The following is a 22,005-nucleotide window of genomic DNA, read 5'->3' as shown; positions in this document are numbered from 1 at the left end:
CCTAGTTTAATTTTATTTTTATTTTTTTTGTATCAACTAATTCTTTTTGGGGCTCTAGACTTTGGCTTTGAACTACTCCAGTTCCTTCTAGCTCAACTTCGATATCACTTCCTTTAAAAATCTCAATCACTTCTCTAGCACTTAATCCTTTTAAATCTGGCATTATAACCAACTCTTCGTTACTTTCCAAATTTTTCGAACTTCTCTTTTCCTGAATCCTTATATTTTCTATCTTTTGTGAATAGATATTTTTTAATTTTGTTACTCTTTTTACAACTTCTCCCAAAACAGGAGCTGCTGCCGTCCCCCCATATTTATCATACAAAACCTCTCCCTGAGGCTTAAAGAACATAGCTAATAGTATATATTGTGGCTTTTCTACGGGAAAAAATCCCATTACAGATGACAGATATTCATGTTTCACATATCTACCGTGCTCACTGTATTGAGCAGTTCCTGTTTTTCCACCTATTCTGTAATCATCAACATGAGCTTTTTTTACAGTTCCCTCTAACACCGCTAATTCCATCATTGCTCTCAATTCTTTAGAAATCTCTTCTGTTAAAACCCGCCCTTTTTGTATCGGTAAATTTCTTCTAACTACTAGTCCATCTCTATCAGTTATTTTATCTACTATATATGGTTGATACATTATTCCACCGTTAATTACTGCTGAAAAAGCTGTTATCATCTGAATAGGAGTTACAGCTATTCCTTGTCCAAAAGACATAGTACTCTTCTTCAATCCATTCCATCTTTTTACAGGATCTCTTCTTGGTTTTTTTTCATAAGGATAATCAACTCCTGTTTTATTATATAAACCAAATTTCTCTAAATAACTATCAAACTCTTCATTTGTAAACTTATCCCCTATTAACACCATACCTACATTACTTGATTTTTTAAGTATCTCCTCTGTTGTTAAAACTCCTTTTACACTTCGGCTACTCTCTTTTATAGTATGTTTATATTTCGTTATCGTTCCATTTCCAATGTCAAAGTTAGTATTTCTTCTTATTTTTTGTTCTTGCAATGCCGCTGCTATTATAAGAGGTTTAAATATAGAACCAGGTTCTACCTGAGATTGAAATATTGGATTGGCAACATTTTTTTTGTTCTTTCTAAAAAATGATGTTGCCAATATTTTTCCGTTATTTGGGTCCATTAAAATAGCGTACGCTTCTTCTGAATTTGTCTTCTTAAATTGTTTTTCCATCTCATCATTTAAAATATATTGTAGATCATTATCTACAGTCAGATGGATATTCATACCATCCAAATTAACTTTTGTCCTAGCGTTAGATGTCGGTAATCCTATTCCCAAACTTCTAATACTTGGGATAATTCTCGATATTTTATCCCCTTTTAAATAGTTTTCATAAAATAGTTCTATTCCAAAAATTCCCTCTTTTTCTGTTCCTTTTTTAAACCCTATATTTCCAACCAAGAAGAAATAGTGTTCTGGTTTGTAATAACGTCTCTCCTTTCTACCGCTTAAAAATATGATATTTTTACCTTTTAATCTATATTTTTCCAAAATCTCTTCTATCTCTTTTTTTTCTACATCATCAATATTTCTGTTTAATCTTTTGTATACTCTCTCCTCTTTTCCAAGTTTATTGATAGTATTTAATAGGGGTCTATAACTATCCTTTATATATTTTTTACTCACTAATTCTTTCAAAGCTTCTGGAGCTTCTAGAGATTTAACAAACCTTTTAGGATCCACTGATAACTCATACATATTAATACTATATGCTAATCCCTTCCCCTTTGAGTCATATATATTTCCTCGTTCTCCACCTTCTCTTCTCTCAATATTTATCTGTTTATTTATTGCCTCTCTATAGTTATTTGAGTCAAAAAGTTGTATTTGAATCATTCTAAATATCAAAATTAAAAAGCAAAACAAAATTATATCTGAAGCAATAAAAGATCTCAATATAAATTTATTTTTCATCTTTATATTTTTCCATTTAAAAAATACATATAGATTATATATTAACATCAAAACTACTGCGACTGTTAATAAAAATTTTCTATAATATAAAGAAAGTCCAATACCAAACAACTGTATCAAAAGTAAAAATATTTTTAGTTTCTTATTCAATTTTCCACCCTCTTTTTATTTTTCTTTTAAATATTATATCAAATATTGGCAAAATAATGTATAATAAGAATAAAATTCCACAAAAAGGAGTATCTATATGAATGTTTTATTTCTGTTGCTTTTTATGGCTACCTCAACTTTTGCACTCAATATTGGAGTTATCGACTCCGAATACATCTTTAGTCAATACAACAAGCGTTTTGAAATGGAAGAAAAACTTGAAAATAAAAGATTAGAATTAAATTCAGAAATTGAAAACTTAAGACAAAGTTTATTAGAACAAGAAAAAATTATTAAATCAAATTCAAAAATCACAGAGGAAGATAAGAACAAATTACTCGATTTAAAAAAGCAATTTCAAGAAAAAATTGAAACTTCTGAAAGAATTTTTCAAGAGGATCAACAAAATTTTATTTATGATATTAAGTTTGAAATAGATTCTGTTGCTATTTTGATTGGAAAACAAAAAAATTTAGAGATGGTCATTGAGAAAAGTGCCACAATCTACGGTGGAGTTGATTTGACCGAAGATGTTCTTAATTTTTTAAATAATAAGGAATCATACAAACTAGATACAACTAATCTTTTGAAAAAGCAGTTGTAACAAATAGATTAATTAAAATTTATCTCCTATTTTTTTATTGCAGATTCTTTTTTTTTAATTTACAATTGAAGCATTGGCAGAAATATTTTCTGTATATTTCTGTTTTCACCTAGAGTTAGTTAAATATGCCCCCCATATTAACTAACTCTTTTTTATTTTTTCAGACAATAAATAAAAAAAAAGCACCCTCGTGCTTTCAAAATCTAAATGGTGGAAACAACTGGACTTGAACCAGTGACCCCCTGCTTGTAAGGCAGGTGCTCTCCCAACTGAGCTATGCTTCCAAATGGTACCCCGTAGGGGAATCGAACCCCTGTTTATAGAGTGAAAATCTATTGTCCTTACCACTGAACGAACGGGGCAATTCCGCAAATTTCGCGCTATTGCCATACAATCATAGTACCATTTTTTTATTTGTTTGTCAACTGAAATTTTATTTTTTTATCTCTTCCCACTCTTTTTCTTTAAATCCTATTAAAACTTTATCATCACCTATAAGTAGAGGTCTTTTTACTAACATACCATTACTCGAAAGAATATCTAGAAGCTCCTCTTCATTATTTTGTGCTACCTTTTCCTTTAAGTTCATCTCTCTATAAAGGATACCACTTGTATTAAAAAATTTTTTTATCGGTTGTCCGCTCAGAGCAATCCAACTCTTCAACTCATCTTTTGTTGGATTGTTTTCGACAATATGTCTTGAGTTAAACTCCACATTATTTTCTTCTAGCCATTTTCTAGCTTTCACACACGTTGAACATTTAGGATAATTTACAAATAAATATTTCATAACTCACCTCTCCTTATCTTTTTTATAGCTTAACATTAAAATCAAAAAAAGGGAAGTAGAATCTTCCCATTTTTTGTATAGTATTATTTGTTTAAGTATTTTTTTAAAGCTTCCGCCTTATTCACTCTCTCCCAAGGTAAGTCTAAATCCGTTCTTCCAATATGTCCAAAAGCAGCCAAATCTTGGTAGTTGAAATTTCCACTTCTTAACTCTAAATCTCTCTCAATTCCTCTTGGTGTTAAATCAAATACATTTTGAACAGCTTCAGCCAATTTAATTTCATCCACCTTTCCTGTTCCAAAAGTTTCAACTTTTATAGATGTTGGCTCAACTACTCCAATCGCATATGACAATTGAACTTCACACTTATCAGCTAACCCTGCTGCAACAATATTTTTTGCTACCCATCTAGCTGCATATGCAGCTGATCTATCAACTTTTGATGGATCTTTTCCAGAAAACGCTCCTCCACCATGTCTAAAAAATCCTCCATAAGTATCCACAATTATTTTTCTTCCAGTTAAGCCCGTATCCCCATGCGGTCCCCCTATAACAAATCTTCCAGTTGGATTTATATGATAATTTTTTACCTCTTCTGCATTCAAATTATAAGCTTCTAAAACTGGCTTTATTACTAGATCTTTTACATCTTTATGAATTTGTTCTTGCGTTACATCTGAATTGTGTTGAACCGAAACTACAACAGTATCAACTCCTACAACTTGTCCATTCTCATCATAAGCTAATGTCACTTGTGATTTTGCATCCGGTCTTGCCCAAGATAGCTCTCTTGATCTTGTCAACTTTGTTAACTTTACAATTATCTCTCTTGCTAAAACTAATGCTAATGGCATCAATTCTGGAGTTTCCTTTACAGCTCCACCAAACATTATTCCTTGATCTCCTGCTCCTCCTACATCTACTCCCATTGCTATATCAGGAGATTGAGAATGGATTGCATTCAATACTCCACAGTCTGAATCAAATCCCATTCCCTGCTTATACCCTATTTCATCTATTTTATTTCTAACTATATCCTGTATATCTATATAAGTTGTTGTTGTAATCTCTCCTCCTACAACAACCTGTCCCGTTGTACAGAAAACCTCACAAGCTACTCTCGCCGCTGGATCATTTTTGATACATGCATCCAATACTGCATCCGATATTTGATCTGCTATTTTATCTGGATGTCCTGGTGATACACACTCCGAAGTAAAGTAAGTTAATTTTTTTTTCATTATTTCCTCCTTAATATTAATCAATAAAGATAAAAAAAGCCTTTTATCTCTCCAGAAAGATAAAAGGCTTTACGCTCTTATAAGTCATCTTTCTGGAATTAGCACCACACCTCTAAGGTAGGTTGCTGAAACATCATAGGGCCAGTCCCTCAGTCTCTCTTGATGATTTTGTTTTTTTATGAGTAAATTATATATTATTTGTATTATTTAGTCAATATTTTTTATTTTTTCTCTTCAATCAATGTTAAATTGACCATTTTATTAAAGATTGTAGCTATATAGTTAAGTTGAGATAATCTATTATTTTTTATAGCTTCATCTTTATCCATTACCATTATAGATTCAAAGTATTTATTGATAACATCTTCTGTTGATAACAGTACATTCAAATAGCCAATGTAATTTTTTGCTACTAGCATCTCTTTTGCATCTCTTGCAACTACTTGCGATTTATTAAACAACTCTTTTTCTACATCTTCCTTTAAAAGATTAGAATCAACTATAACTCCTTCAAACCCTTTAGATATATTTCCAACTCTTTTCATCAACGAAACCAAGTTATTGAAACTATCCATCTTTGTAAATTCATCAACAGCTTTTATTCTCAGTAAAGTATCCACTAAGTTATCAAAACTCTTATCTACAACTGCAGATACAATATCTTTTGAATACCCCATCTCTGTGAATACATTTAAAGCTCTTTGTTTAAAAAATTCCATCACTTCGTTTAAAACTTCAGCTTTATCTCTTTTTAATACTCCTGCTGCTGCCAGTGTATCTAGTGCTCTTTCCACTAAAGCTTTTAAAGATATATTCAAATTTGAATCTAAAACTATATTCACAATTCCCAAAGCTGCTCTTCTTAAAGCAAATGGATCCTTAGAACCACTTGGAACTATCCCTACGCCAAAACATCCACATAGAGTATCCACTCTGTCCGATATTCCCGCTATAATTCCCTCTACACCCTTTGCCAAAAGGTCTCCTTGATATCTTGGATAATAGTGTTCTTCAATCCCTTTAGCCACTAATTCAGATTCTCCTGATTTTAATGCATAATCTGCTCCCATAAATCCTTGAAGTTTTGTAAACTCTTTCTCTCCAATCATATTAGAAACCAAATCCGCTTTTGCTAATAAAATTGTTCTCTCTATTGTATCCTTTCTTGTTTCCATTCCAGTAGCTTCTATTAAATATTTCGCTATCTTCTGAGATCTTTCAACCTTATCATATATAGTTCCTAAATCCTTTTGAAATACAACTTGTTTCAATTTTTCAACATTTTCAATTAAAGGTTTCTTTAAATCTTCATGATAGAAAAATCTTGCGTCAGCAAGTCTAGCCGATAATACTTTTTCATTTCCTTTTCTAACTTGTTCAGAATCTTCGATACCATTTCTAATAACAACAAATTTAGGCAATAATTTTCCTTCTAAATCTAAAATTGGAAAATATCTCTGATGTACTTGCATAGAAATTATTAAGACATCTTGAGGTACCTCTAAAAAATCGGAGTTAAATGTCCCTACTATTGGATATGGATATTCAACCAAATTTGCAACTTCTTTTAACAATTCCTCATCTATTAAAACTTTTTCGTTAGAATTCTCACATTTTTCTTTTATAAGTTTTTTTATTAAGTTTTTTCTCTCTTCAATATCTATAATTACATTATTTTCTTTTATTTTTTCAAAATATTCATCAATAGTTGACACTTCAAAACTACTTCCAAAGAATCTATGTCCTCTAGACATTCTTCCACTCTTTATTCCCTCAATTTCAAAACTTACTATCTCTTCATCTACTAGAGCCAAAAACCACTGAATTGGTCTGGCAAATTTTAATTTCTTTACCCCCCATTTCATTGATTTAGGAAAATTAATCTCCAACACCAACTCTTTTAAAAGGTCTGAAAGAAGTGTTTTTGTACATTTTCCTTCTAAAAATTTTCTAACCGCAATATACTCACCTTTAGGAGTTTCTATAATTTCTAAGTCTGTTGCTTCCACTCCTTGAGATTTAGCAAAACCTAATCCAGCTCTTGAAATCTCTCCATTCTCTCCAAAGGCTACTTGTTTTGCAGGACCCATGTTTAATATGTCTAAACTCTCCTGTGCTTCTGCTAATCCTTCTACTAAGACAACAAGTCTTCTCGGTGTTCCAAAAGTTTTTATTTCATCATACTTTATTCTCTTTTCCTTTAATTTACCTTCTAAATTCTCTTTCATCTCTTTTAGAGTTTGAACAAGGAATCTTGCAGGTAACTCTTCCATTCCTATTTCAAAAAGTAATCTCACTTTCTATTCCTCCTCTTTTTTCCTTTTACTTTTTTTTCAGTAAAGGGTATCCTAGTTCTTTTCTATTTTGCACAAATACCTCTGCACATCTTTTCGCTAGGTTTCTAACTCTTAAAATATAGGCCATTCTCTCAGTTGTAGAGATTGCTCCTCTCGAGTCTAGAACATTGAATGTGTGAGAACATTTTAAAACATAGTCATACGCTGGCATTACTAAATTTTCGTTTAGTGCTCTATCCGCCTCTTTTTCGTAGTCATCAAACCATCTAAAGTGACTTTCTAAATCCGCTACTTCAAATGAATATTTTGAATTTTCATATTCATATTGATATCTCATATCTCCATATTTAATTCCCGGTGCCCACTCCAAATCGTATACATTTTCTTTATTTTGAATATACAATGCTAATCTTTCTAATCCGTATGTTATTTCAACAGGAACAACTTCTAATTCTAATCCTCCAACTTGTTGGAAATATGTAAACTGAGTCACTTCCATTCCATCTAGCCATACTTCCCATCCTAGTCCCCATGCTCCCAACGTTGGTGACTCCCAATCGTCCTCAACAAAACGGATATCATGCTTTAAAGGATCTATTCCTAAAACTTTTAATGACTCTAAATAAAGTTCCTGAATATTATCTGGCGACGGTTTCATTATAACTTGAAATTGATGATGTTGATAAACTCTATTTGGATTTTCTCCATATCTACCATCCTTTGGTCTTCTTGATGGTTCAACATATGCCACATTCCATGGCTCCGGTCCTAAAGACATCAAAAACGTATTCGGATTAAATGTTCCAGCTCCTGTTTCTATATCATATGGATTTCCAATGATACAACCTTTTGAACTCCAGTATTGCTGAAGAGCAAATATCATCTCTTGAAATGTCATTTCACTTCCTCCTAATCTTTCTTTTTCCTTTTACTATCTAATAAGCTATCCACTATTATTAGAATAACTCCTACATTTATCCAAACATCAGCTAAATTAAAGACAAATACCCATATGCCTCTAAAGTCAATCATATCGATAACAAATCCTCTGGAGATTCTATCAATTATATTTCCGATTGCTCCTCCTAAAATAAATGAGTACCCCAACTTTTCAACAACTGAAAATTTTTTTCTATTTTTAAAAAAATAAAAACCTAAACCAAATATCACTACAATTGTTAAAATAGATATTAAATCTAACTTTCCTTGGAACATCCCGAAAGCTATCCCTCTATTTTTTACGTAAGTTAAATGGAAAAACTCTCCCAAAATTGGGAAAGTTTCTCCTTCTGCTAACCAAGTATCTATTTCATACTTGGATATTTGATCCAAAAATACTAATAAAAGTATTATCCCTATATATAACACAGCTCACCTCTTTGAATAATTAATCAACTAGTGCTGACGTACATCTTGGACATACCGTTGGATGCTCCGGATTACTTCCTAACTCTGTCGAGTATTTCCAACATCTTTCACACTTTTCTCCATCCGCATGCTCAACTTTTACAAATAAATCTTCTTGCTCCTCGCCTTTTACAAATAAATCATCTTTTTCATAAGCAATTACCAGTTGAGAAACAATAAATACTTCCTCTAAAATATCTTTATTAGCCTGTAAAAACTCTCTTAACTCTACACTGTTAGTATTTAAAATAACTTTTGCATCTAAAGAGTTTCCAATTATCTTATTTTCACCTTGTCTTGCTAACTCCAATGTTTTATTAACATCTTTTCTCAATTTTATAATCTCTTCCCACTTTACATCTAGCTCATCACTTAAATATTGATCATTATTTACATACCAATCAGTTAGTAACACTGATTCTGAATCTTTTAAAGTTTCTGGTAAAGTTTCCCAAATCTCTTCAGCCGTGAAAGATAGGATAGGTGCAACCATTTTAGTTAAAGTGACTAAAATTTCTGACATCACTGTCTGTGCGGCTCTTCTTTCTTTAGAATCAGCTTTTTCCGCATATAATCTATCTTTTATTATATCTAGATAGAATGCTGACATATCAATTCCTGAGAAATAATGAATCTCTTGGAACAAGTTATAAAATTCATATTTTTCATATGATTCTGTTACCACTCTTTTTAATCTTTCCAGTTTATTCAGTGCCCACTTATCAATTTCCATCAAATCCTCGTAAGCTACTGCATCTGTTAATGGATTGAAGTCCGCTGAATTTCCTAATATATATCTAGCTGTATTTCTTACTCTTCTGTAAGCTTCTGCCATCTGCTTTAAAATATTATCAGATATTTTTACATCCTCTCTGTAATCTACTGATGCACACCATAATCTTAATATATCGGCTCCGTAAACTTTGATTATATCTTGAGGTGCAACAACGTTTCCTACAGATTTTGACATTTTTTTACCATCACCATCATTTACAAATCCGTGAGTTAATAACATTTTAAATGGTGCATCCCCTGTTGAACCAACAGACGTTAGCAATGATGTTTGGAACCATCCTCTATGTTGATCTGACCCTTCTAAATATAAATCCGCTGGTCTATGAAGCTCTTCTCTAGTTTCTAAAACAGCCCTATGAGATACTCCTGAGTCAAACCAAACATCCATTATATTTGTTTCTTTTCTTAACTCTAGTCCTTTTAGATTGTATTTAACTAACAACTCTTCCCCAATCAATTCCTCAGCTGAATATTTTACCCAAGCCGCCGACCCTTCTTTTTTAACAATCTCTATAACCCTATCTAAAATCTCTCTTTCAAATATCTCTTTTCCCGTTGCTTCATTATAGAATACAGGAATTGGTACTCCCCATGTTCTTTGTCTTGAAATACACCAGTCAGGTCTTGTCTCCAACATAGAACCTATTCTATTTCTTCCCCACTCTGGAACAAATTTGACATCATCTAAAACTTTTAGAGCTTTTTCTCTTAAATCCGACCCTTCACATCTTATAAACCACTGCTCAGTTGCTCTAAAAATTACTGGAGTCTTTGATCTCCAATCGTGTGGATAGGAATGCTCAAACTCCTTATAACTCAGCAGATGTCCAGTATCTGTTAAATGCTCCGCTATAACTTTATTTGCTTTTTTATAAAATAATCCGGCAAATTGTCCAGCTTCCTCTGTCAATACTCCTTTATTGTTAATTGGAGAAATGATTGGTAATCCATATCTAACTCCTACTACATAGTCATCTTGACCGTGTCCAGGTGCAGTATGTACAACTCCTGTTCCTGCTTCAGCAGTTACGTGTGTTCCTAAAACTACTTTTCCTGTTCTATCTAAGAATGGATGTTTGTATGTTAAATTCTCTAAATCAGCTCCAACAAACTCTTTTACTAGCTCCATCTCTTTTATTCCCATGTCGCTAAATGCCTTATCTGCTAAAACTTTTGCTAAAATAAGATTACCTTTTTCTGTTTTATATATTCCGTACTCAAATTCACCATTTAAAGCAATTCCTGTATTTGCAGGCAAAGTCCATGGAGTTGTTGTCCAAATAACTAGATATAGAGGCTCAGTCATTCCCAACTTATCCATAATCTCTTTATTTGCTTCCATTTTTACATAAATAGATGGCGAAGTATGATTTTTATATTCAATTTCAGCTTCTGCTAAAGCCGTTTCTGTTACTGGTGACCAGTAAATTGGTTTTAAACCTTTAAAAATATATCCATTCTCATAAAGCTCCCCAAATACTTCTAGTTGCTTTGCTTCGTACTCAGGATTTAAAGTTAAATATGGATTGTCCCATTCCCCTAAAATTCCTAATCTTTGAAATCCCTCTTTTTGTACTTCTACCCATTTTTTAGCATACTCCGTACATTTCTCTCTAATCTCAAGAGGAGACATCTCCTTCATCTTTGCACCTAACTCCTCACTTACCTTTAACTCTATTGGTAAACCGTGAGTATCCCATCCCGGAACATACGGCACTGTATATCCTGATAATCTTTTATACTTTAAAATTATATCCTTTAATATTTTATTTAAAGCATGACCTATATGAATTCCACCATTCGCGTATGGAGGTCCATCATGAAGTATAAATGTCTTACTTCCCTTTTTTAATCCCTTTTCATAGATTTTTTCATCTTCCCACTTTTTTAAAATATTTGGTTCCTTCGTTGGTAAGTTTGCCCTCATTTGGAAACTTGTTTTCGGAAGGTTCAACGTTTTCCCGTAATCTTTTTCTTCCATTAGACTTCCTCCTTATATGCATTTAAAGTTATTTTTACTTCAGTACTCTTCCCCTCTTCTGAGAAATGCTTTATTACTCCTCCATGATCTTTTATTATCTTATGTACAAAAAACAATCCTAAACCTAACGTTTGAGGGGAATAACTTATAAATGGTTCATAGATATCTGCCAATTGTTTAGGAGACATTCCAATACCATTATCAATAATTTTCAACTCAATCTTTTCATTGATTTTTCTTTTAGAAAGAATTATATCTATTCTTCTATTACTTCGCTTATCCAAAAGTGCATTACAAGCATTATCTATCAGCTCCTTTACCACTTTTTCTAGCTTTCTTCTGCTTCCTAGAACACTTCCAGTCGTAGCATTAAAAAATGAAATCGAAATATTTTCACTTTTAAATTTTTGACTATAATTTGCTATTGTTTCATTTATTATTTTATCTAAACTAACTCGCTCATATTTATCCTCTAGCTCCTTAGAATAGATTTTTAGCGATTCATTATCCTCTTTGATTCTAGCTAAATATGGCTTTATAGTCGTCAATTCCTCTATTATTTTTTCACCTGAATTTTCTGAATCAACACACTGTAATAGTTTTTCAACAACCTCTCCTCTCAATTTTAAAAATCTCGTAGCTAGCTTCTCTATTGTGAGAACTCTTTCACTTTCCAAGGTATCCAAAATCGTTTCTTTATTGTTTATTCCTATTGAAAAATTCATTGAAAGTAAATTTAGTAGCTCTAACTCCTCTTGATTTATTCTAATATCTTTCGCATAGTTATCCACCACAACCACACCAGAAAACTTCCCTGCTCCATGAATTGGAAAAATAAAGAAATTTTTTAATCCGATAGCTTTTAAGACGTCATTTCCTAAATCATATTTATATCCGACATCATTTTTATAGATTATTTTTTGCTCTTTAAAAGATTTTGCCAACAGATTGTCATTATTCACAGGAACTTTTGCAAATAAAACCAACTCTTTTAGGTTTTTCAATTGAAACTTGAATCCTTTTTTACTCTCCTCTTTCAAACTACGATTTATAGTGACTTCTTCTCCTATCAAGTAGTCATTCTCCCTGCTGTATCTGAAATACATTGCCCTACTATATCCAAGTCCAACCTCTGAAGTAAATCCTGAAACTAACTTTTTTATAGTTTTAAATGTATCTTGCTCTATATTCATTCCCATTAAGAGTTTATCTATCGCTTCGATTCTTTCTATATTTCTGACTAACTCTTTATTTTGTATGGTCAAATCCTCTTGAGCAATATTCAGTTTTTCAATCATCTCTTTAAAAGAGATGGATAGTGTCCTAATCTCTCCCTGTCCAATCACTTTGATATCTTCAACTTTTTCACCTTTTGAAATTTGATCAGCTAAATCCGCAATCTGAGTGAGAGGCATAAGTAACTTTCTAAACACTTTACTTGAAATAGTTGAACTTATAATCATTATCAGAAGAACTAAAATTCCAATATATATAGATGTCATCAATTTCTCTTCAGTTAAACTTTCTTTTGATAAAGAGAGTACAAAACTTCCTAAATAACTATCATTATAACCTATTAAATTATAAATTCCAACATAATATGATAAACCATTAATTTTTTTATTCAAATAATAATTCTTATAGTCTTTTTCTGAAATTTCTTTATAGGTTCTACTTGAAAAGAAAAATTTAGCCTGAAGCTCATCCTCATCACGACTATTAGTCACAAAGTACACCCTATCTTTTGAACTTAATTCTAATCCGTCTGTCAAAGAGGTTAAGAAATCCCTATTTATGGGAATCGAAACTACCAAGTAATAGGTTGTTATTTCATTTCCATAAGGAATAACAACCCGTCCATATATTTTATTATCCACTTGTGCTAAATAAAATCCCATCTCTTCAAACTCTTTTTTACTAGAAGTTTCTAGTAAAATATGGATATTATCTTTGTTCAATGTCCCTAAATTTCCTTTGTGTCCATATTCTCCTAATAATTCTCCTTCGGATGATATAATTGTTACTACAGAGTTGTAGTAATTTCTAAAATCTTCCTTTAACAAGTTGTCTTTTATCTTTTCTGCTACCTCTTGATTCCCTTCATTGATTCTATACTTTCCAATCTCTTTATAGACATCATTTCTAATCTCTCCAAAATAAGATTTATAGTTTCCCATAAGAAGATTCATCTTATTCTTTGTTGTATCCTCAATTCTTTGTTCCATATCTTGAAAAGAGGTTAAGATTACAACTATAGCAATTAAAATTGATGTTAAAAATATTGCTATATCATTATAAAAAATTATCTTTATTAATAAGGAATCTTTTCTTATTCTCATTCCCTAAAGCCCCTTTTTAGTTAAGCCTACTCTTTCTCTCTCTCTATCTATATCTTTTATTTTAACTTTTATAATTTGTCCCACTGAAAGAACTTTACTAGGGTCATCTATAAATTTATCTGATATCTCAGAGATATGAAGTAATGCGTCATTTTTTAATCCTATATCTATAAAAGCACCAAACTTAATAACATTTCTCACTGTACCCTCTAGCTCCATTCCCGGTTGAAGATTATCTATGTTCAATATATCCGACTTTAATAGTGGCTTTGGAATATTCTCTCTTGGATCTCTTCTTTCTTTAACTAGAGCCTCATATATATCTTTTACAGTTTCATAACCATAATTATTCTTAAGAGCGAAATTCCCGTAATCAAATCCACTTAGAATATCTTTAGCCTTACTCAAATCTTCTTTATATTTCTTCAAAGAAAAATTAACAGCTGACAATATTTCCTCTGCTATTCCATATGATTCAGGGTGAATTATCGTATTGTCTAACGTATTTTCACCATCAAGAATAATTAAAAATCCAGCCATTTGCTCATAAGCTTTAGCTCCAAGACCTTTAACTTTTAATAGTTCTTTTCTGTTCTTAAAATTCCCATTCTCTTTCCTATAATCTACAATACTTTTAGCAACACTTTTTTTAATTCCAGAAACATACGAAAGTAATGCCCATGAAGCTGTATTCACATTTACTCCAACACTATTCACCACTGACTCAATAACTTCCGTAAGGGACTGGTCTAATCTTTTTTGATTTACATCATGCTGGTACATCCCCACTCCAATAGATTTTGGATCAATTTTTACCAGTTCCGCCAATGGATCTTGAATCCTTCTTCCGATAGAAATTGCACCTCTGACTGTTACATCCAAATCAGGAAACTCTTCGGCAGCAATTTTAGAAGCTGAATAGATTGAAGCTCCAGCCTCATTCCCTATCAAATACTTCACATCACTATCTACACTTTTCAAAACTTTAGCCACAAAGCTTTCAGTTTCTCTTGAAGCAGTCCCATTTCCAATGACAATTATATCTATATTGTATTTTTTTATAAGGTCCTTCATCTTTCTCTCAGCATCTTTTAATTGATTTTCGTGATGCATTTCTTTCACTAGATAAAAGACTGTATTTTCTCTAAAAAATCCATCCTTATCTATGACAGCCACTTTACACCCTGTTCTGTAGCCCGGGTCTAAAGCTAATATATTTTTTTCATGAAGTGGAGGTTGCATCAAAAGATTTTTTAAATTTTCTTTGAACACTACAATGGCTTCATCTTCCGCCTTTTCTGTTAAAATATTTCTAACTTCTCTCTCAATGGAAGGTAAAATTAACCTATCTAAAGCATCTACTACAATCTCTTTATGTAAAGAGTTTAAGTTTTTATTTTTAAAATCTTTTAATAAGTATCTTTCTACACTATCTCTATCTTTTTCTTCAAAATTTAAAGAAACATTCAATATGCCCTCATTTTCTCCTCTATTTAGAGCTAAGATTCTATGTGATAAAGCTTTTTTTACGGGTTCAGTATACTCATAATAATCCTTATATACTTGTTTCATATCAAGCTCATCAGCTTTTTTACTCTTTTTAACCACTATAATAGCTTTTTTTAACATATCCTCTCTCAATCTTTCTCTGTATTCCAAAGTTTCTGAAAGATTTTGAGCTACAATTAATTTTGCACCTTCAATAGCTTTTTCTTTGCTTTCAACTTCATCAGTTATAAAAGTCAAACTTTCCTTTTCAAGTTCATCTAATGTTTCTAATTGATAGATTTTTTCAGCTAAAGGTTCTAGTCCCTGTTCTTTAGCTACATCCGCTTTTGTTTTTCTTTTTTTCTTATAAGGGAAATACAAATCTTCTACCATTTGAAGTTTTTCGGCTAAAAGTATCTGATTTTTTAATTCATCTGTCAACTTTCCTTGCTCTTCAATTAATCTAATAACTTCTTCTTTTCTTATTTCCAAATTTCTCAAATAAGTTATTAATTCCGATATTTTCAAAATATTTGTTTCATCTAAATTTTCAGTAATTTCTTTTCTATATCTTGCTATAAATGGCACCGTTGACCCTTCATCTAAAAGTTTTACTGTATTGGCAACTTGCTCAACTTTTAATCCCATTTCTTTTGCAATTCTATTAAAGAGTGTATCCATTAATCCCTCTCCCTTTCACAGTTGAATTTACCTTGTATTATACCACATTTTAACAATCAATGTCTAACAGAAACATAAAAAAAGGTGCCTTTACAGACACCTAAACTTTTATAATTAGTTTTTCTTTGCAGCTTCGAATTTTGCCCAAACTCCAGCTTTATCTAATAAAGACTTCACTGTTCTTGTAGGTTGTGCTCCATTCATAAGGAATTTTACAATCTCCTCTTCTTTAAGAGTTACTTTCCCATCCTCTAATGGATAGTAGTTCCCTAAGTAAGCTACTGCTTTTCCATCTCTTCTTGATAAAGCTTCCATTGCAGCTATTCTGTATACAGGTCTCTTCTTGCTTCCCATTCTAGTTAATCTTAATTTTAACATCTAAAATCACTTCTCCTTTTATATTTCTATTTTTTTATTTTTGGTATTACTTCCATAAACTTTCTCTATTTAAAATGGAAACTTCATTCCACCTTTTCTTCCACCCATACCAGGAAGTTGTGGGAACTTTCCAGTTGAGAACATCTTCATCATCTCTCTCATCTGCTCAAATTGTTTCAATAATTTATTCACATCAGAAACGTCTGTTCCACTACCTTTTGCAATTCTTAATTTACGACTAGCTTTTAATATTTCAGGTTTTTTTCTTTCCTCTCTAGTCATTGATTGAATAATAGCCTCAACTTTTTTCATCTCTTTTTCAGCTGGTGCTAAATCTCCAATTTGCCCCATTCCAGGAATCATTTTCAGTATATTTCCTAAGGAACCCAATTTTTTTATATTTTGCAATTGTTTTAAAAAATCGTCTAAATCAAACTTTTGAGTTCTAATCTTTTCCTCAAGAGACTTAGCATCCTCTTCTCCTATCGCTTCCTGTGCTTTTTCAACTAGAGAAACAACGTCTCCCATCCCTAGGATTCTTGAAGCTAATCTTTCAGGATGAAATAATTCTAAGTCGTCAATTTTCTCTCCAGTTCCTACAAATTTAATTGGTTTTCCCACTACAGATTTAACAGATAACGCTGCACCACCTCTAGTGTCTCCATCAATTTTTGTAAGTACAACTCCATCAATACTCAACGCATTATTAAATGATTGTGCAAGATTCACCGCATCTTGTCCTATCATTGCATCAACTACCAATAAAATTTCCTGAGGTCTCACTACTTTTTTTACCTCTTTTAACTCTTCCATCAATTTTTCATCTATATGTAATCTTCCAGCAGTATCTATTATTAAATATGTTGCTCCAACTTCTTTTGCTTTTTGTAAACCTCTTTCACAAATCCCTACAGCATCATTGCTTCCAAGTTCAAAATAGACATCAACACCAACCTGCTGTGCTAAAACTTCCAATTGCTTCATAGCGGCAGGTCTATATATATCTGCCCCTATCAGATAGGGTTTTTCACCTTGTTTTTTTAAATATTTTGCTAATTTTCCCGCAAAAGTCGTTTTTCCAGCACCTTGAAGTCCTGCAAGCATTACCACCGTCGGATTTTTAGCACTCTTTGTAAGTCTAGAGTTTGTACCACCTAATAACTCTATCAACTCATCATTTACTATTTTTATAAACTGTTGTCCTGGATTGATTCCAGTTAAAACTTCAGCCCCAATAGCTTTATCTTGAATTTTAGTAACAAAATCTTTTACAACTTTGTAGTTCACATCGGCCTCTAGTAAAGACATTCTAACCTCACGTAAAGCCTCTTTTATATTACTTTCGCTTAGTTTTCCATGACCTCTTACTTTTTTCATTATGTCTTGGAATCTATTTCCTAAATTTTCTAACATGGCCACCTCCACTAAAAGTTTTTTTCGATTATTTCATTCAATTTTTCAATTGTAAAGTTTTTTTTCAGTTCATTCAACTGTGATAGTAGCTCTAAGTCTCTTTTATGAAATCCTATCTTCTCTTCATAATCTCTTAAAATTTTTATTCCTCTTCTTATATTGTCATAGACAGCTTGTCTACTCACATTGTACTTCTTTCCAATCTCTGTAAGAGATAGGTCTTCCTCGAAGTGCTCTAACAAATATTCTTTTTGTCTATCACTTAAGAGATTTCTATAATAGTCAAGCAGAATAGAGACTTCTAACATCTCATTCAATTCCATAATATCACCAACATATTATATCTATATTTATATTTATTGTCAAGCATTTTTTCTTTACAACTCTATTAGATATTTTGCTAACTTTTTCACTCTGGATAAAAAAGACGATTCATTTCACTATCTAAAATAAAGAAAGGAAATGCCTCGTCCCAGCATCATCAATATTTTAACGTATTGGGTAAAGTTATAATAACTTTTGCTCCCACCTCAACACTCTTGTCAAATCTTACACCATACTCTTCACCATAATAAAACTGAACCCTTTTATTTATATTTTTTATTCCTATTCCACCTACTCTCATATTTTTTTTCACATCTTTATTTCTAAAACCAATTCCATTATCTTCAACAACTATCTCAATATATCTCTCTAAAATTCTGGTATAGATAAAAACTTTACCTCTTCTCTGTATATTTCTAATTCCATGATATATTGCATTCTCTACAAGAGGTTGTAATATTATTTTAGGTACTTCTAATCTTTCTAATTCAAAATCGATATCAAAACTATATTCCAATTTATCTTCATATCTCTGTTTTTGTATGTAGAGGTACTCTTTAATATGATCTATCTCCTCTTTTAAAGTTATCATCTCTCTTCCTTCGCTCAAAGATATTCTAAAAAAATTAGCCAAAGACTTTGTTATTAAAATAACTTTTTCAGTGTCTTGAAATTCTGCCATCCAAACAATAGTGTCCAATGTATTATATAGAAAGTGTGGATTAATCTGGCTATATAGAGCATTAATTTCATACTCTCGCAAATAGTTTATTTTATCAACCATCTCATTAAAATATTTTTCTAAACTTAAAATCTCTTCACTTATATCCCCTTTCAATGAAATTTTTGACAAATTATTAGAAAACTTTCGTACATGGCTCTCTAATTCCTGAATTGGCTTTGTAATTCTTTTCAATATAAATGTACTTATAAGCATTGTTATTATTAAAGATATTAAACTACTTAAAATTATTAGTTCGAAAAAATGAAATTTTAAACTTCTGATTTCCTTTAAAAAGGATACACCATACAATATCCAATTTGTGTTCTTTATTGGATACTTTACTACCACTATATTTTTTCTTTGATTATATCCCACATCTATATTTTTAAAGTGGTTTAAATATTCCTCTTCAATTTCTACATAGGGTATATCTTTATGATACACAACTTTTCCATTCTTATCAAAAATAACTATATTCTCATTTTTTCCTAAATTTTTCTCTTGAAGATATTCGTGAAGAACCTGATATTTTATATCAATCAATAAAACTCCTAAATTTTCTCCATTTTCATCACTAATCTCTCTACTCACAGAAACTACCCAATCATTCATATTATCTTGTAAAAATTTCTGCTTTCGTAGTGGATTTAATATCGGCATATGATTTTTTAAGGCTTGAACATACCATTCCTCTTTCATCATATCGTTTGAAACTTTCATGTCTATGTCTTTTTCATTGGAAATAATAGCGCCATCTTTACGAATCAACACTATGGATTTTATATATGAATCTGTTGACAATATATCTTTTATAAGACTTCTTATCTCAGTTTTTTCAACATTCTCTCCACCTTTTAGATATTCATATATGTTCCTATTTTTTGCAATAATCTCACTCAATGTCTTAACTTTATTAATATATAACTCTATATAATTTCCTCTTCTTTGTATCTCTTCAGTCGTAGCTAAAATATCCTTTTTTATAATCAAATTACTGGAGCTAAAATAGAAAATTCCTCCTAAAAGTAATACAAGAATCAAATTTGTTATTAAAAAATAAAATCCAATTTTCACATTCAGTGGTTTAATTATCTTCATTTTGTACTACCTTCTCTTTATATTGTTTTGGAGATAATCCATAGTATTTTTTAAATTTCATTCCAAAATAGTTGACATCTTCAAAACCTATCTGCTCCGCAATTTCATAGTTTTTTAATTTTGATGTCAAAAGTAATATTTTAGCTTTTTCCATTCTTTTTTGCAAAAGATAATCTTGAAATGGTATGCCAAATATTTTTTTAAACATAATACTTAAATATCCCTGACTTAAAGCTAGCTCATCCGATAAAACTCCTAAAGAAAACTCACTATCAGTATAGTTATTTTCCATAATAGTCTGAATCAACATTCTGTAATTGGATTTTGTTTCACCTATTTCAACTGTCTCTCTTTCTAAAATTTTTTGCAAAACTTTTTCTGTTTCCATATTTTTTCTATCTTGCCGTACCAAATAAACAAGTTTCGCTATAATTTCTGAAATATCACTTTTGGAAATTGGTTTTAAAATATAATCCTCCACACCAATTTTTATAGCCATTTGAGCATAATCAAAATAGTTATATCCTGTTATGATGGCTATTTTGGTGCTTGGAGCAATTTGCTTTATTTTTTTAGCAGTAGCCAGTCCATCTATTTTAGGCATATTTATATCTAAAAGTACAATTTCTGGTCTAAACTCTTCAAAAATTTGAAGAGCTTCCTCCCCTGTTTCTGCCTCAAATATATTCTTTATCTCTAGGTCTGATAAATCTATCAATTTCCGAACGCCTCTTCGCATTAATGGCTCATCATCTGCTATCAATAAATTAAACACAACTTTTAATTTTCACCTCTTTCTTCTACTTAATCAATGGTATTAAATACCCATATCCTCTTTCTTTTAATTCTTCTAGAGGAATAAACTCTAAAGCTGCACTATTTATACAATATCTTTTACCACCTCTATCTCTTGGACCGTCATCAAATACATGTCCTAGATGAGCTTTAGCACTTCGACTTCTAACTTCTATTCTATCCATATTATAGCTACTATCCTTATGATAACTCACTACTTCCGGAACTATTGGCTTCGTAAAACTTGGCCATCCACACGCCGAATCATATTTATCTTTTGATGAAAATAGTGGTTCCCCACTTGTTATATCTACATACAATCCATCTTCAAAAAAATCCCAATATTCATTTTTAAATGCTCTTTCCGTTGCTGAATTTTGAGTAACTTTATACTGCTGATCATTTAATTTTGATTTCAATAACTCATCTGATAATTTAGGATATCTTTTTTCATCCACTATTATCTCATCTGCTTTAGAAAGATCTATATGGCAATATCCATTAGGATTCTTCTTCAAATAGTCCTGATGATATTCTTCAGCTAAATAAAACCCTTTTAAAGGTAAAACTTCCACCACAATTTTTTTATTATATTTCTTTTGTTGCATCTCAATCTCTTTTTCTATAACATTTTTATCCTTCTCATTTACATAGTATATCCCTGTTCTATATTGTGTTCCTCTGTCATTCCCTTGCTTATTTAAACTAGTGGGATCTATTATTTTAAAATAATATTTTAGTAACGTATTCAAATCAATTTCATTGGAATCATATTTTACACGAACAGTTTCAGCGTGTCCAGTCCCCCTATAAATAACATCCTCATATCTCGGATTTGCGGTATTTCCGTTGGCATATCCTGAAACTGCTTCAACAACTCCGTATATTTTCTCCATATAAGCTTCTACTCCCCAGAAACATCCACCTGCTAGATATATCTCTTGAATATTTCTATCTTTGTTCATCTCTTTCTTTTCACTATTTTTTTTACCTACTCCATTTTTTACTTCTATCGTACTCACCCTCTTCTCCTCCAATTTTTCTACTGTAGACGAAAATATTTTTTTTATCTCATTTTTTGATAAATGTCCTGGGATAGTATTTTTTACTTTAGCATTTTTATCTAAAATTACAGATGTTGGATAAACTCTCACCCTATTTAAACTTATACTCTCTCCCTTTTCATCTAAAAGCACCTTAATATTTTTATATTCCAATGATTTATACCACTTTTTAAAATCTTCTGTATTTTTCTCTCCTTTTTTTCCAGGTGAAACTATTGTAACAATTTCAAAATCCTTTGTCTCCTCACTCAGCTGGTCTAACTCTTCCAACCCAGATAGACAAACAGGACACCATGATGCCCAAAATTTAACATATGTAGGTTTCCCACTAGCTCCAAATACATATTCTACACCGTCTATATCCTTTAACTTAATGTTTGAAAACTCTTTTACTTTCCCATAGCTTATAGTATATCCTAAAACGAATAGTGAAATCCAAAAAATTTTTTTTAATATTTTCATACTGACCTCCCGTA

Annotated in this window: 16 protein-coding genes, 2 tRNA genes and 1 riboswitch; of the genes, 1 reads left to right on the top strand and 17 read right to left on the bottom strand. The window is 31.3% G+C overall.

The features are described 5' to 3' along the window. Position 1: 1 nt before the first annotated feature. Positions 2-2,110 (bottom strand): penicillin-binding protein, encoded by a 2,109-nt coding sequence (locus tag ACWI69_RS03105; protein WP_448820390.1) that lies wholly within the window; start codon positions 2,108-2,110, stop codon positions 2-4. A gap of 97 nt (positions 2,111-2,207) precedes the next feature. Between ACWI69_RS03105 and ACWI69_RS03100 the strand changes: the two genes are divergently transcribed. Next, entirely contained in the window at positions 2,208-2,714 is a 507-nt protein-coding gene (locus ACWI69_RS03100; RefSeq protein ID WP_448820389.1) for an OmpH family outer membrane protein, read from the top strand. A gap of 208 nt (positions 2,715-2,922) precedes the next feature. Here the strand turns inward: ACWI69_RS03100 and ACWI69_RS03095 are convergent. The 16 genes from ACWI69_RS03095 to msrAB all read right to left on the bottom strand — a co-directional run bounded on the left by ACWI69_RS03095 (position 2,923) and on the right by msrAB (position 21,991). Continuing rightward, a tRNA-Val gene (locus tag ACWI69_RS03095) sits at positions 2,923-2,998 on the bottom strand. A gap of 3 nt (positions 2,999-3,001) precedes the next feature. Then, positions 3,002-3,076 (bottom strand) — tRNA-Glu (locus tag ACWI69_RS03090). A 71-nt stretch (positions 3,077-3,147) separates the two neighbouring features. Continuing rightward, positions 3,148-3,504 (bottom strand): arsenate reductase family protein, encoded by a 357-nt coding sequence (locus tag ACWI69_RS03085; protein ID WP_448820388.1) that lies wholly within the window; start codon positions 3,502-3,504, stop codon positions 3,148-3,150. An 83-nt stretch (positions 3,505-3,587) separates the two neighbouring features. Beyond that, entirely contained in the window at positions 3,588-4,745 is a 1,158-nt protein-coding gene (gene metK, locus ACWI69_RS03080; protein ID WP_448820387.1) for a methionine adenosyltransferase, read from the bottom strand. Positions 4,746-4,826: 81 nt separating this feature from the next. Next, positions 4,827-4,914, bottom strand: a riboswitch (SAM riboswitch). Positions 4,915-4,966: 52 nt separating this feature from the next. Beyond that, positions 4,967-7,042 carry a glycine--tRNA ligase subunit beta gene (gene glyS / locus ACWI69_RS03075; RefSeq protein WP_448820386.1) on the bottom strand — a complete coding sequence of 692 codons (2,076 nt, stop codon included), beginning with the start codon at positions 7,040-7,042 and terminating at the stop codon, positions 4,967-4,969. A gap of 25 nt (positions 7,043-7,067) precedes the next feature. Further along, entirely contained in the window at positions 7,068-7,940 is an 873-nt protein-coding gene (glyQ, locus tag ACWI69_RS03070; RefSeq protein ID WP_023051410.1) for a glycine--tRNA ligase subunit alpha, read from the bottom strand. 11 nt (positions 7,941-7,951) lie between these two features. Further along, positions 7,952-8,410: a signal peptidase II gene (lspA, locus tag ACWI69_RS03065; protein ID WP_448820385.1), complete on the bottom strand. Its 459-nt coding sequence runs from the start codon at positions 8,408-8,410 to the stop codon at positions 7,952-7,954. Between the two features lie 19 nt (positions 8,411-8,429). Then, positions 8,430-11,225 (bottom strand): isoleucine--tRNA ligase, encoded by a 2,796-nt coding sequence (gene ileS, locus ACWI69_RS03060; RefSeq protein ID WP_448820384.1) that lies wholly within the window; start codon positions 11,223-11,225, stop codon positions 8,430-8,432. Further along, positions 11,225-13,564, bottom strand: coding sequence for a HAMP domain-containing sensor histidine kinase (locus tag ACWI69_RS03055; protein WP_448820383.1), 2,340 nt, complete (start codon positions 13,562-13,564; stop codon positions 11,225-11,227). The genes ileS and ACWI69_RS03055 overlap by 1 nt, the downstream gene beginning before the upstream one ends. A gap of 3 nt (positions 13,565-13,567) precedes the next feature. Continuing rightward, positions 13,568-15,733 carry a Tex family protein gene (locus ACWI69_RS03050; protein ID WP_448820382.1) on the bottom strand — a complete coding sequence of 722 codons (2,166 nt, stop codon included), beginning with the start codon at positions 15,731-15,733 and terminating at the stop codon, positions 13,568-13,570. A gap of 114 nt (positions 15,734-15,847) precedes the next feature. Then, the gene (gene rpsP / locus ACWI69_RS03045) at positions 15,848-16,111 is read right to left on the bottom strand and encodes a 30S ribosomal protein S16 (protein WP_448820381.1); all 264 of its coding nucleotides are present in this window, start codon (positions 16,109-16,111) and stop codon (positions 15,848-15,850) included. A 69-nt stretch (positions 16,112-16,180) separates the two neighbouring features. Then, the gene (ffh, locus tag ACWI69_RS03040; RefSeq protein WP_448820380.1) at positions 16,181-17,524 is read right to left on the bottom strand and encodes a signal recognition particle protein; all 1,344 of its coding nucleotides are present in this window, start codon (positions 17,522-17,524) and stop codon (positions 16,181-16,183) included. Positions 17,525-17,535: 11 nt separating this feature from the next. After that, positions 17,536-17,847 (bottom strand): YlxM family DNA-binding protein, encoded by a 312-nt coding sequence (gene ylxM, locus ACWI69_RS03035; protein WP_448820379.1) that lies wholly within the window; start codon positions 17,845-17,847, stop codon positions 17,536-17,538. A 158-nt stretch (positions 17,848-18,005) separates the two neighbouring features. Further along, on the bottom strand, positions 18,006-19,670 hold the full coding sequence (locus ACWI69_RS03030; RefSeq protein WP_448820378.1) for a cache domain-containing sensor histidine kinase: 1,665 nt from the start codon (positions 19,668-19,670) through the stop codon (positions 18,006-18,008). Further along, complete coding sequence (locus ACWI69_RS03025) at positions 19,657-20,445, bottom strand: response regulator transcription factor (protein WP_448820377.1); 789 nt, start codon at positions 20,443-20,445, stop codon at positions 19,657-19,659. Before ACWI69_RS03025 ends, ACWI69_RS03030 begins: the two co-directional genes overlap by 14 nt. Positions 20,446-20,470: 25 nt before the next feature. Continuing rightward, positions 20,471-21,991, bottom strand: a complete 1,521-nt coding sequence (msrAB, locus tag ACWI69_RS03020) for a bifunctional peptide-methionine (S)-S-oxide reductase MsrA/peptide-methionine (R)-S-oxide reductase MsrB (protein ID WP_448820376.1) — start codon at positions 21,989-21,991, stop codon at positions 20,471-20,473. Positions 21,992-22,005: the final 14 nt, after the last annotated feature.

Source organism: Cetobacterium sp. (genome assembly GCF_977044495.1).
The sequence above is the reverse complement of the archived record's forward strand: the minus strand, read 5'-3'. Positions and strand labels throughout refer to the sequence as shown.